Annotated in this window: 13 protein-coding genes; 8 read left to right on the top strand and 5 right to left on the bottom strand. The window is 38.3% G+C overall.

What is annotated here, in order from left to right; translation table 11 throughout:
* Positions 1–126: 126 nt before the first annotated feature.
* Both AAEU29_RS12685 and AAEU29_RS12690 read right to left on the bottom strand, forming a co-directional pair.
* Positions 127–864 (bottom strand): dienelactone hydrolase family protein, encoded by a 738-nt coding sequence (locus tag AAEU29_RS12685; protein ID WP_421973691.1) that lies wholly within the window; start codon positions 862–864, stop codon positions 127–129.
* A gap of 81 nt (positions 865–945) precedes the next feature.
* Positions 946–1,188, bottom strand: coding sequence for a DUF2164 domain-containing protein (locus tag AAEU29_RS12690; RefSeq protein WP_421973692.1), 243 nt, complete (start codon positions 1,186–1,188; stop codon positions 946–948).
* 174 nt (positions 1,189–1,362) lie between these two features.
* On the opposite strand from AAEU29_RS12690, the gene AAEU29_RS12695 reads away from it, so the two are divergent.
* The 6 genes from AAEU29_RS12695 to AAEU29_RS12720 all read left to right on the top strand — a co-directional run bounded on the left by AAEU29_RS12695 (position 1,363) and on the right by AAEU29_RS12720 (position 8,795).
* A complete protein-coding gene (locus AAEU29_RS12695; protein WP_421973693.1) occupies positions 1,363–2,430 on the top strand; it encodes an efflux RND transporter periplasmic adaptor subunit in 1,068 nt (355 codons plus the stop codon).
* A complete protein-coding gene (locus AAEU29_RS12700) occupies positions 2,427–5,552 on the top strand; it encodes an efflux RND transporter permease subunit (RefSeq protein WP_421973694.1) in 3,126 nt (1,041 codons plus the stop codon). The genes AAEU29_RS12695 and AAEU29_RS12700 overlap by 4 nt, the downstream gene beginning before the upstream one ends.
* A gap of 133 nt (positions 5,553–5,685) precedes the next feature.
* Complete coding sequence (locus AAEU29_RS12705; protein ID WP_421973695.1) at positions 5,686–6,915, top strand: TMEM143 family protein; 1,230 nt, start codon at positions 5,686–5,688, stop codon at positions 6,913–6,915.
* 158 nt (positions 6,916–7,073) lie between these two features.
* Positions 7,074–7,535, top strand: coding sequence for a tellurite resistance TerB family protein (locus tag AAEU29_RS12710; RefSeq protein ID WP_421973696.1), 462 nt, complete (start codon positions 7,074–7,076; stop codon positions 7,533–7,535).
* Positions 7,501–8,415, top strand: a complete 915-nt coding sequence (locus tag AAEU29_RS12715; RefSeq protein WP_421973697.1) for a hypothetical protein — start codon at positions 7,501–7,503, stop codon at positions 8,413–8,415. The genes AAEU29_RS12710 and AAEU29_RS12715 overlap by 35 nt, the downstream gene beginning before the upstream one ends.
* Before the next feature lie 80 nt (positions 8,416–8,495).
* On the top strand, positions 8,496–8,795 hold the full coding sequence (locus AAEU29_RS12720) for a hypothetical protein (RefSeq protein ID WP_421973698.1): 300 nt from the start codon (positions 8,496–8,498) through the stop codon (positions 8,793–8,795).
* On the opposite strand, the gene AAEU29_RS12725 is transcribed toward AAEU29_RS12720, so the two are convergent.
* Together AAEU29_RS12725 and AAEU29_RS12730 are read right to left on the bottom strand one after the other, a co-directional pair.
* Positions 8,768–10,480 (bottom strand): alkaline phosphatase D family protein, encoded by a 1,713-nt coding sequence (locus AAEU29_RS12725; RefSeq protein ID WP_421973699.1) that lies wholly within the window; start codon positions 10,478–10,480, stop codon positions 8,768–8,770. The two genes, AAEU29_RS12720 and AAEU29_RS12725, sit on opposite strands and share 28 nt — an antisense overlap.
* Before the next feature lie 233 nt (positions 10,481–10,713).
* The gene (locus AAEU29_RS12730; protein ID WP_421973700.1) at positions 10,714–11,370 is read right to left on the bottom strand and encodes a nitroreductase family protein; all 657 of its coding nucleotides are present in this window, start codon (positions 11,368–11,370) and stop codon (positions 10,714–10,716) included.
* A 110-nt stretch (positions 11,371–11,480) separates the two neighbouring features.
* Here AAEU29_RS12730 and AAEU29_RS12735 point away from each other — a divergent pair, with 110 nt between their 5' ends.
* Positions 11,481–12,401, top strand: a complete 921-nt coding sequence (locus tag AAEU29_RS12735; protein WP_421973799.1) for a LysR family transcriptional regulator — start codon at positions 11,481–11,483, stop codon at positions 12,399–12,401.
* A 107-nt stretch (positions 12,402–12,508) separates the two neighbouring features.
* The gene (locus tag AAEU29_RS12740) at positions 12,509–13,873 is read left to right on the top strand and encodes a sensor histidine kinase (protein WP_421973701.1); all 1,365 of its coding nucleotides are present in this window, start codon (positions 12,509–12,511) and stop codon (positions 13,871–13,873) included.
* Between the two features lie 42 nt (positions 13,874–13,915).
* On the opposite strand, the gene AAEU29_RS12745 is transcribed toward AAEU29_RS12740, so the two are convergent.
* On the bottom strand, positions 13,916–14,269 hold the full coding sequence (locus tag AAEU29_RS12745) for a RidA family protein (protein WP_274759985.1): 354 nt from the start codon (positions 14,267–14,269) through the stop codon (positions 13,916–13,918).
* Between the last annotated feature and the right edge of the window lie 52 nt (positions 14,270–14,321).

Genomic DNA, 14,321 nt, shown 5'->3' on the forward strand with positions numbered 1-14,321 from the left:
TGGGGTAAATGCTTCTAATGTAATACTTCGTCGGAAAGTGTAAGCGACTGTAATAAAAGGTTAAACGAACGTTAATAATGTAGCAAACTAAACCTGTTTACTACATTAATCTAACTTTTGCGGCGTTTATGCTAATGTACGATTAAAAAGTGCCACCGCTTGTTGATACATGGTGATTGCAAGAGCGGCATCATAGCGGTCACCTTCATCACGCATAAAGGCGTGCTGTGCATTTACTTCTTGCCAGTTAAAATTGATACCGCTTTGCTGGCACGCTTGGTAGAGTTTGATTCTTCCTTCAACAGGTACATGGGGGTCTTGTTTGCCAAAAATAAAGTGAATTTCGCCTTGAATATCTTTGATGCGTTCTAACGAATTATTGCCACTATTAGCAGGTAAAGTATCGCTGTGAATATCGGTTGCATATAAACAAAATGCCGATTTAATATTGCCATTAAGTGCTGCTCGATAAGCAAGATGGCCGCCAATGCATACGCCAATCGCACCAACATTACCATTACAACCTTCGAGCGTTTTTGCAAATTCAATTAGCGCAACTGTATCGCTGTCATGTGATTCAAGAGGTTTGGTCCACTTGTCATTATTACCTTTGTCCTTGCCATCATCATCGTAACCAAGCACTGTACCTATCGGATTTAGCTCATGAAATACCTCAGGCACTAATACATGAAATCCATGACTGGCTAATATTTTTGCAGAACGTGCGATAGGCGCTGTTTGTTGAAAAATTTCAGAATAAAAAATTAAGCACGGATAATTGCCCGTTATAGCAGGAGAGTAACGATAGGTACGCATTACACCTGTGGGTGTATCTAAGTCATGTTGATGCTGTGAAATAATCATAAAGCTGTCTTAACTAGTAAAATTATTGCTATTTTAAAATTTACAAAACCGATTTGCATATGAATTAAATTAATAATTCGTTTATCGCACCGGCTTTTCAAGTTCACCAAAGCCATCATAAAGTGTATCAATTTTACTTTGCAGTAATGTTTGTGCGTCATAAAGGCCTTGATTATAAAAAGACGCTGCGATTTCTTTAGCGATAAAATCCAGTAAAAAATCTGCATCGAATTGACCTAATTCTGTATCTAACTCTGCTTCAAAATAGTTTTGTAACTTCTCAATGCATAGCTGTTTATCGTGATCGTTTAGTGTGATTGTCATGTATTGTGCTTCTATTATTATTGATAAATTTTATTTAAATCCGAAAGGTTAACTCTTTTGATTGCCGCAAACAATTAAGCGACAAAAGCATGCTGTTTATCGCAAACAAATTGGCATTATTTTACTAACAGCTAGAATAGATGCAAATAATTATCATTTATAAAAAGTAAAGTTATGAACACACTGAATTTTAAACATGGCTTTTATGCTTTGTTTCTGCTGATAAGCTTATCGCTCACGGCAAAAGAGACATCTGTGGATTTAATCTATCCTGATGTAAGCCAAGTAACAGAGCCGCTGGCACTTTCAGGCACTATAAAATCAAAACAACAAGCAAATGTGACTGTATTAGAACAAGGTGTAATTGCGCATATTTTTGTAGAAGCCGGACAAAATGTTAAACACGGAGACCCGTTGCTTGAATTAAATAATTCGCTTGCTATAGCACAATTAGCACAAGCAAAAGCCACCCTTGAAGCATCTAAAATAGCGCATCAAGAGGCAGTACGCTTATATCAAGAGGTACTTTCATTATCAAAACAGCAAGTAGTAGCCAAAACACTAATTGCTGAAAGAGCAGCAGCTAAAGCTAAAGCTGAAGCTCAACTGGCAGTTTCAAAAGCTGTTTTTGAAGAGCAACAAGAGGTAGTGAATAGACACCGTTTAACTGCACCATTTAGTGGGGTTATAAGTAAAAGACATGTGGAAGTTGGGGAATGGATCACACCCCAATCACCGGCATTTTCTATTGTAGCAAATGACAAACTTAGGCTTGAGTTAGCAGTACCACAGGAATATTTTTCAAAGTTTCAGGAAAACCAACTTACGGTTTTAGTATCTCCTGAGCTTTCAAATTTTGCACCTATTGAATTACCGATATCACAAGTCATTGCAGCAGCAGATGAAATGTCACGTACTTTCACTGTATTTGCCGATATTACTAATAACAAAGGTTTAATTTCAGGGGTATCAGCACGGGCTTTAATTCGATTTTCAGCTGGGCAACAACAAATTTGGTTACCAAAAGCAGCAATAAAGCATCACCCTGATGGTGGTTATAGTGTTTATTCGGTAACTGAGAATGTAGCCAAACGTCATCTAATTCAAATAGTTGATGAAAAAGCGGATATAGTCGCGGTAATTAACGCGCCTAGCAATTTAGCATTTGTGGTTTCCGGCGTTGAGGCACTTAAAGAGGGTATGCAAGTCACTGTTACATCAGTAAGGGGAAGTGCTAAATGATAACTGCAGCAGTTAATCGTGGGATTTTAGTTGCGGTTTGTGTGCTTATTACCAGTATTCTTGGTTTAGTTACTGCTCTTAATATTCCTGTGCAAATGATCCCTGATCTTGAAGTAAGAACAATTACTGTACAAACAGGCTGGCCCGGTGCCACACCACAAGATGTAGAAAAAGAAATTATTATTGAGCAAGAGCGTTATCTACGATCTTTAGCTAATTTAACACGTATGACGTCTTACAGTGAAATGGGCTCAGCAAGTATTGAGCTTGAATTTCCGTTTGGTGTCGATGCCAATGATGCACTGATTCGTGTAAATAATGCTTTAAGCCAAGTGCCAGCTTATCCCGAAAATGTTGACCAGCCTAGACTGTTTTCGAGCTCGTTTTCGGGTAATGCATTTATGTACTTTACATTGAAACCGCAAAAAGGAAATCCTCTCAAATTAGATGTCGATTTGTTACGTGATTTTGCTGAAGATTATGTAAGACCTCGAATGGAGAGTGTAGCGGGAGTGTCTGAAGTTCGCGTCGGTGGTGGCGCGCAAAGGCAAATTCAAATTAAAGTGGATGCACATCGTTTAGCACAGCGTGGAATTAGTTTACCCGAGCTAAGAACGGCTATTCGTAACCGTAACAAAGATGCCTCAGCGGGAGACATTGAATCGGGGTCAAGCCGCTATTTGTTAAGGGTTGTTGCACGATTCGAAACATTAAAACAACTCGAAAATCTGATCATTGCACGCAAAAACAATGTTGATATTTTATTAAAAGATGTTGCCTCTGTGAGCTTAGATCATTTTGAAACAAGAAGCATGTCTTACTCGGATGGTGAACGAACACTTAGCTTATCGGTAAGACGTGAAAGTGGCTCTAATGTATTAGCAATTAAAGATGCAATGCTACCGATTGTTGATGAGCTTAATCAGCAGCTGCTAAGTCAAAATGGCTTAGAACTGAAGTTAATGAGTGATGATGTTAAGTATGTCAGAAGTTCACTTAAAAATGTGTGGTTTAATCTTGGCTTAGGTGCACTTCTTGCGACGTTAGTGATGTACTTTTTCTTACGTTCAGGGCGTGCAACCCTTGTTGGCATTATTGGTATTCCACTGTGTACTATTGCTGCATTTTTTGCGTTAAGCCTCTTTGGTCGAACAATTAATGTTATTTCTCTTGCGGGGGTCGCTTTTGCCATCGGCATGACAGTGGATAATACCATTGTGGTGCTAGAAGCTATTGTGCAAGCCAAGACAAAAGGTATAAGTAAGCGTAAAGCTGCAATTAATGGGGTTAAAGAAGTGTGGCCTGCTGTGTTGGCATCTACAGCCACAACGGTGATGGTTTTTGCGCCAATTTTATTTGTGCAACAAGAAGCAGGTCAGCTTTATTCAGATATCGCCATTGCAATCTCCGGGGCAATTATTGCGTCTATGTTAGTGGCAATTTTTCTTGTGCCGAGCGCAATTGCACATATAGGTAAAAGTGAGCAACTCAGTGAAGGCAAACAACTCATTCTTTCAAAGGTTTGGTTAGTTCCAGCTCATTGGCTGATTAAACATACTAAACGAGCTCGTATTAGTGTTACCGCTTTTTTTGTGGTTATTTTAGCCAGTGCAATTGTCTTAATGCCAGCAGCTGAATACTTACCTGAAGGGGAAGAGCCCAAAGCCTTTTCAATGATGATAGCGCCGCCAAGTTATAACCTGTCAGAAATGGAAAAAATTGGCAGCGAATTGCGCCAGTATTTTGATGGCTACATAAATAAAGACGGTAGCGATTTTACCCTTGGCAAAGATGATATGCCGCCGCTTGCATATTATTCGATGTCAGTATCTGTTGGACGTATATGGTTTTTGAGTGCACCAGTAGATCCTGCGCATATCAATCAAATGATGGAAGCAGTTACAACAAAATTTAAAAGCTTTCCTAAAATGCGTGCCTTTAGTTCTCGTGGCTCAATAATATCCAGTAATGATGGTGGAACTCGAGCAGTGGCTGTGGATATTGCGGGCAGTAATATTACCGATTTATATGCAGCAGCTGAGGCGGTTTATGATGAGGCAAATAAACTATTTGATAAGCCGCAAATAAATTCAGATCCTAGCTCGTTAACGTTAGATCAGCCTTTGGTTGAAATAAAACCGCGTTGGCAACGTTTGGCAGAGCTTGGTATCAACAATGCTGACTTTGGTTATGCAATCGCAGCGATGAGTGATGGGGCATACGTTGATGAATTTATTTTGAATGATGACAAAATTGATATGTTTTTATTCAGCGGTGCTGGTAATCGACAAACCATGTCGCAGCTAGCAAGTTCGCCAATTGTTGCGCCTAATGGTAGCGTTCTACCATTACATGCATTAGCAGATTTAAGCCATTCAAATAATAGCAATTCGATTAGTCGAGTGGATGGCAATCGTACTGTAACTGTGTATATTATCCCCCCTCGCAGTGTAGCGCTTGAAACTGCAGAGCAACGAGTGCGTAATGAGCTCATTCCAACACTTTGGCAACAAGGTAAACTGGCACAAGGTATTAAACTTAATATCAGTGGTGCTGCAGATCAGCTTGAAGCAACAAAGGAAGCTCTTTCGAGTAATTTTATAATCGCCTTAGCACTTAGTTACTTATTGCTGGTGGCTATATTTACTCATTGGCGATACCCACTTTTTATTTTGGCAACAGTGCCACTTGGAATGGCGGGCGGTTTACTTGGTTTAGTTTTAGTAAATGGCGTTAATTCTTTACTTACAGAGATAGGTTTAAGTAGCTATCACCAGCCTTTCGATATGATAACCATGCTAGGTTTCTTAATTTTACTTGGTACTGTCGTTAATAATCCTATTCTTATTGTCGACCAAACAAGGCGCTTAATTGTAGAACATGGCGTAAATGTAAAAAGAGCCGTTTTACTGGCTCTTGAAAAACGTTTAATGCCCATTTTAATGTCAACAGCAACGACATTATTTGGTCTTGCCCCTTTGGTACTTATCCCTGGTGATGGCACAGAGTTGTATCGGGGGGTTGGCGTTATTGTAATGAGTGGCATTTTAGTGTCGACATTACTAACACTGACGTTTTTACCTGCGTTATTGGTTGCTTTGTTAAAAGATAAACGTTCGTAGACTAAAAGTTTTGATGTAAGGGCTCACAAAGTGGGCCCTTTTGGGTTTTAGTTGCGAGAAACTTCTTATAGCAGTTGGTTTCAACCCTTTAACAAGGTACAGTTTTAAAATGGTTTGTTGTATGTCTTAAATTATGTCGCTAGAGCGTTTTATACCATTTAGAAAGTCTGATGTGATCAGCATGTGTCAGTCACTTTTTAGAAAAGAAGAGCAACCGTCTTTTATCGAATTTGCAGAATTGTTTGCCAGTGTTATTCATTTTGAATATCACAAGCGTTTAGAAGTATTAAAAGATAATTACGCACCGTTTGACCCAAATGCTGATACGCACTTGTTAACTAACCTTAGCGATGATGAAAAGCTCACTTGCCAAAAAACCTTTGCACAAGAATTTGCATCCATACTTAATGCAGCAAATTATGAAATCATTACAGATAAAGATCTGCAAGATGCATTAACGGAAGAATCACTGTTTAAAGTCAGACTCGAAGTGGCCTTTGATGATTTTGCTGAAGTGGTATTTTATCGTCGTGGTGCATCAACAAAAAATGAAACACTCAGCACTTGGTGGGGACTTAGAAAACAAACCATCAGTTTTACTAATTACGATAGAGTTGCTGTTTTTATTCGATTTAAAGATGCAGAACATTTTGCCAATAAAAAAATAAAGCCAGTTGGTTTTGAGCCTGGTGCTACCATCATCAAACTCTTTCAAAATGTACCTAAAGCCGATTTAGAAATGCTGTTTCCAAACAGTGAAGTGCGTATGAGGCCAATTGATAAAGTAATTATCGGTGCATCAGCGGCAGTCGGTGGGGTAGTTGTATTGGTTACTAAATTAGGGGCATCAATTATTTTAGTTGCTGCGTTAATTTCATACTGGTTAGGGCTACGTAATGATAATGTTGAGTTTAATCAGCAGCATTTAATCAGTTTAGGGTTAGGCTTAGGACTATTTGGTAGCTTTATTTTTAAAGAGTGGAGTAAGTTTAAAAATAGAAAAATCAAATTTATGAAAGCATTAGCAGATAACCTCTATTTTAAAAATTTAGACAATAATGCTGGGGTGTTTCACACCTTAATTGATGCAGCTGAAGAAGAGGATTGTAAAGAGGCAATAATCGCTTACAGCGTGTTGTTAAATTCTAAAGCACAGCTAACGAGTAAAGCGCTTGATAGCGAAATTGAGAATTGGTTTGAACAAACATATCACTGCCCATTAGACTTTGAAATTGCCGATGCAATTGCAAAGCTCGAAAGATTAGAGTTGATAGAACGTGACGGTGAATACATCTCTGCGCGAACACTCGATGATGCTAAAGCGCGACTCGACGCTCGCTGGGACAATTTTTACCAGTATTAATACAGGTTTTGCTGGTATTGATTTTGAGGTGAGAGATACATTTTAATCTAAAACATCTAGGCAAATAAAAACGCTGAATCGATATTGCATTTAGTAACAAATTTTCATTACCCAATGGTTGGGCTAACTTCTAACGTTAAATTTTTGGGAGTATTATTTTGATAGCACATTTAAAATCATTGTTATCTTCATTCAATCAACAAAATAACACTAAATCAGCTATCGATTTTGAAACAGGACTTGCTGCACTCTTAGTTGAAGTTATGCGTGCTGATGGCAAAGTGGTATCAGAGGAAGTTGAAAATATTCACACTATATTGACCACATATTGTGATTTACCCTATGAAGCAGCAGCACATTTATTAGATAAAGCGAAAGGCCTCGTTGAAAAGGCCATCGATTTGTATTCGTTTGTTAACGTAGTGAATGAACACACCAGCGATATTGAACGTATTGAGATTATAGAATTACTTTGGCAGGTTGCCTTTTCGGATGGCTCTGTGGATGGGCATGAAGATCATCTCATACGAAAAATAGCAGGTTTGATGTATGTTACTCATGCGGATTTTATTCAGGCAAAAATTCATGTGCAAGAAAGCCGCCAAAAAGCGAGTGAGTAATTTACGCTGGCATTTAGTGCTTATTCTGTCAGCTTTTTCATTATGTGCATCTTCATTTGCAACGATTAAACCTAATAATTTGGGCAGTTCAAAAACCATAAAGTACCAACATTTAGATGCGCTTTCGTTATCACATCAACAAAAAATTAAAGAGTGGATTTCATTTGGAATAACATCTAATGAGTTGGTATTAGGGGAGCCTTTTCAAAGTTACTATCAGTTTGATTTAAAACCGCGTTATTTTTCAACAGAGCCAGTACCTTGGGCAAGAATAGTACGAGGGACACCAGACACAGTTGAACTTCATTTTAATCGTTATGCCTCACTTGTTAGTTTAAAAAACGATTGGACGCTATATCACGAGTTATCCCATCTTTATCATCCTCTTTTCGATTACAGTGATTTTTGGTTAGGTGAGGGACTGGCAACCTATTTACAAAATATTGTGATGTTTAAAAATAACTTAATTAATCGCGATGAGTTTTATACTCGGATCAAAGCGGGGCTTTCAAGAGGTAAAGTTAATACTAAAATAAATAGCGGACGGCTAAGCGATATCAGTGAAAACATGTGGCAGTTAAAGGCGCATCAACGTGTGTATTGGTCTGGTGTTGCATTCTTTATAGAAGCTGAGCATGCTTTAAAAGCGCATAATAAGCCAAGTTTAGTTGCTTTGATAAAACAATATCAACACTGCTGTGCTATTAATGCGAAAGCGCATACCGGTAACGCCGGTGACTTTTTACGTGAACTTGATAAGTTATCGCGATCAGCAATTTTTACCAGCCTTTATCGGCGTTATCGAGACCTAGAAGACTTCCCAGTAATTACTGATCCACAAATTAAAAGCTTAATAGCACCTTCATCATTTAAATTCTGACACAAAACACATGATTAAATTCATATTTGGTTAATTTTTCAACTGCTATTGTTTATTCCTAATTAATAAGGAGAGCGCAAATGAATATGTTGTTAAGTCAAGAAGAGCTATCGATGTTACTTAGCGATGTTCAGGAAAAGGATTTAGTATTCGAAGCACAAAACAGTGAGGCTTCTGAAAGTACAAATGATGTATTTGAGAATATTGTTACGCATTATCAAACACTGCAAATAGAAGCGCGTAACACCATGTTAAGTAATATAGAAAAAGGCGATATCGCTGCTGTTAATCAACAACTTAATCGCCTGACACTTTTAAACCGAAAAATGTTAAATGAGCTTAAACAAACCCTTTATTTTGCGGGTACTTCGGTTGCTTGAGTAGTCATTTGATATTCACTTTGATGAACACTCGATAACAAGTGCCATTCACTGTGCGCTTTTTCAGGGGTAAACGTTACAGTCATAAAACCACGCTGATGTATATTGGCATATTCAAGATCGTCAACAAGCAGTTTAAGTGCTTCAGCAAATTGCAGCGCCATTTGTTCTGGCAGTTGTAAGTAATATTCTAAACCAGGCGAACTTACCGAGCTTGTTGCAAATTCATAACCACACACATTACCTTTGCCATCTTTAAGTGGGCCACCCCAAGCATTGTGGGTATCACCTGCAAGTGTAATTAGGTTTTTATCTAAGCTATGTGCTGTTTGTAAAATCATCTCGCGCTCTACAGGGTAGCCATCCCATGCATCTAAATTGTATGGTGCAACAGTCATAACACGTGCTTTTTCAAGTTCAGTTAACGTAGGATCACCTGCAAGTAACCGGCCTTTAATTTGTGCAAGTTCAGTCAGAGTTTGCGCGGTTTGCGTGCTTGGGTTAGCAAGTTCAGCCAGTAATTCAGCTGGAATATGCATACGATTCATAAGTACCTGCTGGCCAAGCACTTGCCATTTTGCATTTGAATTTATCATGCCATCTTGTAGCCAAATTAACTGATCAATACCAATTAACTTTTGTGTTGGCTCAATTAAATCAAGAATAAATCGGTTGCTGTCAATTTGACCTGTTACAGGATCAATATAATTTGCATAATCTAATGGTTTTGCACGACTTTCATGACGAGTATCAAGCATATAAAGAGATACCAGATCACCAAATTCAAATTGACGGTATAAGCTTTCTGTTTGACCTTTTACATATGGGCGAATTGGCATCCACTCAAAATAAGCTTGTAGTGCTGCCAGTTTGCGCGCGGTGAAGTCACCTTCGCCTTCATTATGGTTTTCTGCACCGTTTTTAAAGGCATCGTTGGCAACTTCGTGGTCGTCCCATACAGCAATAAATGGGCTGTTCGCATGTAATTGTTGTAAGGCAGGATCAGTGCGATAAAGTGCATAACGCTTACGGTAATCATCAAGAGTAATGATTTCTTCGGCATTGTCTGAAGCAAGCTCACGACCTAACGCTACAGCGTTTTCAGTTGCGTAGCCATTTGCACCGTATTCATAAATGTAATCCCCAAGGTGTAATACTGCATCAATATCAGTAAGTTTTGCTGCTTCTGCGTACGCATGAAAATAGCCTGCAGGGAAGTTTGCACATGACATAACGGCAAACTTAACACTGTTGATTGCGCCCTGTGGTAGCGTTTTAAATTGCCCAATCGGTGATGTTTCATCTTCAGTCACAAAGCGGTAGTAATATTTGCTGCCAGCATTTAAGCCAGCAAAGTCAATTTTAACTGTGTAGTCATTTGAAGCTAAAGCCACAACCGTTTGTTGTACAAGGTTTACTTCAAAGTTTTCATCATCTGCAATTTGCAGTGTTAGATTAACACCTTGTGGCGTTCCAGCAGGTGTAACTCGAGTCCATAAAATAATTGCATCACTTAATGGGTCGCCACTGGCAACACCGTGATTAAAGCTGACTGAAAATTCATTCTCAGCAATCTTATTATCATTATCGCTATTACAGCCTGTAAGAGACATTGCGATGGTGGCAGCACCCAGTCCATAAATAGATGCTTTTAAGAAATTTCTGCGTGAAAAGTGGTGATTCATAGTGTGACCTTTTGTTTTTCTTATTATCATAGCTACCTTATATGACAATATTAGGTCTGGTCAAACCTCTGTCCACATCAATGTGAATGGATGTAACAAGTTAATCTAAAACAGATTTGAAGTTTTAGGGTAATAGTTGATGAGAGTTTAAATTGGGTGTTGTAATCAACGCCTAGCTTGGTGTTAATACAATAAAACGCATGCTGGGTTTAAACAGCATGCGCTACTTGTAACTATAAAACAGTAATTACATCGTCTTTTGCTAATCGTGATTTTGGCAGTGATGCGTTGTAGTCTTCACTTGGCTCATGATAGCCAATTGCTAATGCAACTTCACACACATATCCATTTAGCTCTTCTGCAAATAATTCGCTTATCATGTCTTTATCTACCCCTTCCATTGGTGTTGAGTCTATGCCTAAACGTGCAACAGTATGCATGGCATTACCAAGGGCAATGTATGTTTGTGCTTTCGTCCACTGTGCGTTATTGCCTGCCTCATCAGTATTCAAATCAACAAAAGCAAATGCACCAAATGCTTGCTCTTTATTTTCTAATTTAGTGCGACCGTTTTGGATGTCAGTATCAATAACTTTCTCATAGTCACTACGCGCATACTTTGGGTTATAAGCAAATAAAAGTGTGTGCGATGCAGCTTTAATGTGTGGCTGATTAAATTGAAACTTATTAACAAACGTGTTGTGCATACGTTCTTTTGCCTCATCCGACGCAATCACAATGATCTTCCAAGGCTGTGAATTAATGGATGATGGGGAAAGACGTATCGCTTCTAAAATGATTTCTAGATCACTTTGTGAAATTTTTTTGCTCGCATCATAACGTTTACTTGTATAGCGGCGGTTTAAATCGGTAATTATTGGGTGTGTCATTAAAATCTCCTAACAACAAGCTGTTGTAAACATAGGATGTAGTTTAAAGCTTGATTAGCTAATTAAAAACAAGGTAATGTTTGAAATATTATCAAAAAATATTAGTTAATATGTTGGTAGAAGATTTAAAGCTGGTCGTTAAAATCGCTGAAATGAAGAGCATATCTAAGGCTGCTTCATCTTTAGATTTGCAATCAGCAACAGCGAGCGCCGCGCTTAAACGTGTTGAGGCAGAGCTCGGAGCAGAATTGTTTATTCGCACAACACGCAGTATCCGATTGTCAAAAGAAGGAGAGCGCTTTTTACCGCAATGTGAAGAAGCGTTATCTTTACTTTCACTTGCTAAGCAAAATATAAAAAGCGATAACAAAGATATTGAAGGGGAGCTGCGCATTGCGCTTTCATCAGATCTAGGTCGAAATGTGGTTATGCCATGGTTAGATGATTTATTAGATAGGTATCCTAAGCTGAGCGTAAGAAGCCATGTAAGTGATAGCAATATTGATTTTTATCGTGACTCAGTTGATTTAGCACTTCGATATGGCAAGCCGAATGACACTAACATGTTCGGCTTTAAAATATGTGATGTACCAAGAATATTATGCGCATCACCGAATTATTTAAAACAGCATAATGCACCGGAACACCCTAATGATTTGCAATATCACCAAGGTTTGTTTTATCAGCTACAAGAAAGAATAAACGATACATGGGAGTTTTTAGAAAACGGCAAAACAATCAAAGTGAAAATGAAAGGAAGGCGAGCCGCCAATGATGGTGATTTGGTCAGGCGTTGGTGTGTAAAAAGTAAGGGAATTGCAGTTAAATCATTAATTGATATTGCCGAAGATTTATTAGCCCAAAGGCTTGTACCGTTAATGACGAATTATCCTCACAAAAGTACCGAACTTTGGTTAATGTGTCCAAGCCGTCAGTCCATAACGCCTGCTGTGCGCTTAGTACGTGATGAATGTCGAAAACGTACCAAAGCATTAATGGAAGAATTAACCAAAAAAGGAATCTTAGGTTGAGATTTTTGTAATTTATTAGATGTATACAAACGTTAACATTAACTCAATAGTTAAGAATAATTTAAGCTATAATGTGTTAGATATTTGTTTTTAAAGCCACTTCAATTATGCATTCAAAGTTTGAAAGGCAATTGTTTAAATTGAGTCTGTCAAAATCCGTTGATGGTGGCAATTTGCATGCTGCCTCACAAGAGATTTTATCGGCAGCAACAACAGCCTTAGATATTACCCGTGCAAGTATTTGGCTGTTACGCGATGATCATATTTTCTGTGAATTTCTATTAGAACAAGGTAAGGCGTTTCCCTCGCTTGGTATAGAACTAAGTAGACATGATTTCCCCAGTTATTTTGCTGCAATTGACTCAGAGCAAGCCATTATTGCAGACGATGCCACACTGCATCCTGCAACCTTTGAATTCACAGAGAATTATTTAAAGCCACTCAATATTAAATCGATGTTAGATTTGCCAATAAGACACCTTGGCAAAATGATAGGGGTGATCTGTTGTGAACATCAAGGTGACGAAATAAAACAGTGGTCAGATGAAGAGGTGACCTTTGTTCTAACACTTGCAGAAATTTATGGCAGGGCATATAACGCAAAATCACGATGTGATTATGAAAGTGAGTTGAAAACACTCAATCTTAATTTAGAAAAAGTGGTTGAAGAGAGAACCTTTGAACTGGAGCAATCTCTAGAAGCATTAAAAGCATCCCAAGAGTCACTTATTGAAAGTGAAAAGTTTGCAGCCTTTGGCGAACTAATAAAAGGTATTTCGCACGAATTAAATACCCCATTTGGTATTGTTATTACCTCAATTTCTCATGCCTTAGAAGAAGTTAAAAGTGGTGCAATTGCTCTTGAGTCAGGCAAGCTAACCAAGACACATTTAGAATCATTTTTTGAAGAGCAGCAAAAAACCCTCAATTTAGCCGAAAACAACATTAAAAAAGCATCTCGCTTAGTTGAAAGTTTTAAGCAGGTCTCAATGGTTTCGTTAAACGATACCCCAGAGCCATTCAATATTACGTTGTTTTGCAAACAGGTAACTGACACTGTTTTACCAATGGCAAATAAACATGGCGTACAACTTGTTTTAAATTTCGAAGAAGAACTGGAGGTTACATCACAGCAAGGGCTTTTAGCGCAAGTGTTAATTCAATTAGTACAAAATACACTGACTCATGCATTTAAAGATGATGACCTTGATAAAGTTATTACTATTGGCATTACCAACAAGCAAAATACAGTTGAACTGATATTCGAAGATAACGGCAAGGGAATCGACAATAGCTTACATAAAAAGGTATTTGACCCGTTTTTTACAACCACGCGCAACGATGGATCGACAGGATTAGGTTTGTCGCTTGTTTCTAATATTGTGCATCATAAACTTGGCGGGCGAATTGTTTTAACAGACTCAAAAGAGCAGGGATGTAAATTTATTATTTCGCTACCTAACTTAAAATAAATAGACTTAGCTTCAAAATTCACTAAGTCCATGTGTTTAAAATTAGTCTATTTGTGCAGCTATCACTGATACTTCAACAAGTAATTCAGGACGCGCCATTGCAGCTTCAACACAAGCACGAGCTGGTGCATACCCTTCAGGTACCCAAGCATCCCACACTTCATTCATTTCTTTGAAATATTGCATGTCTTTAATGTATACCGTTGCACTTAACATGTGTTTGCGACTGCTACCTGATTCGATAAGTAATGCATCGACTTTATCTAGCATTGTTTGCGTTTGCTCTTTGATATCTTTGGTTGCATCAGCACACACTTGGCCGCACAAATAAACAGTTTTGTTATGTACCACAATGCGACTCATTCGTTCATTAGTATGGGTACGTTGAATGCTCATATTATTTTCCTAAACTTGAGTTTTGTATGGCCGAAACTCTATCAAAACCCGC

The organism is Pseudoalteromonas aquimarina (assembly GCF_049257255.1).
GTDB lineage: Bacteria > Pseudomonadota > Gammaproteobacteria > Enterobacterales > Alteromonadaceae > Pseudoalteromonas.

Bases quoted from the DNA above. Each gene is read 5' to 3' on its own strand.
- AAEU29_RS12685 (WP_421973691.1), bottom strand. From the start codon at position 864: ATGATTATTTCACAGCATCAACATGACTTAGATACACCCACAGGTGTA.
- AAEU29_RS12690 (WP_421973692.1), bottom strand. From the start codon at position 1,188: ATGACAATCACACTAAACGATCACGATAAACAGCTATGCATTGAGAAG.
- AAEU29_RS12695 (WP_421973693.1), top strand. From the start codon at position 1,363: ATGAACACACTGAATTTTAAACATGGCTTTTATGCTTTGTTTCTGCTG.
- AAEU29_RS12700 (WP_421973694.1), top strand. From the start codon at position 2,427: ATGATAACTGCAGCAGTTAATCGTGGGATTTTAGTTGCGGTTTGTGTG.
- AAEU29_RS12705 (WP_421973695.1), top strand. From the start codon at position 5,686: ATGTCGCTAGAGCGTTTTATACCATTTAGAAAGTCTGATGTGATCAGC.
- AAEU29_RS12715 (WP_421973697.1), top strand. From the start codon at position 7,501: ATGTGCAAGAAAGCCGCCAAAAAGCGAGTGAGTAATTTACGCTGGCAT.
- AAEU29_RS12720 (WP_421973698.1), top strand. From the start codon at position 8,496: ATGAATATGTTGTTAAGTCAAGAAGAGCTATCGATGTTACTTAGCGAT.
- AAEU29_RS12725 (WP_421973699.1), bottom strand. From the start codon at position 10,480: ATGAATCACCACTTTTCACGCAGAAATTTCTTAAAAGCATCTATTTAT.
- AAEU29_RS12730 (WP_421973700.1), bottom strand. From the start codon at position 11,370: ATGACACACCCAATAATTACCGATTTAAACCGCCGCTATACAAGTAAA.
- AAEU29_RS12735 (WP_421973799.1), top strand. From the start codon at position 11,481: ATGTTGGTAGAAGATTTAAAGCTGGTCGTTAAAATCGCTGAAATGAAG.
- AAEU29_RS12740 (WP_421973701.1), top strand. From the start codon at position 12,509: ATGCATTCAAAGTTTGAAAGGCAATTGTTTAAATTGAGTCTGTCAAAA.
- AAEU29_RS12745 (WP_274759985.1), bottom strand. From the start codon at position 14,269: ATGAGCATTCAACGTACCCATACTAATGAACGAATGAGTCGCATTGTG.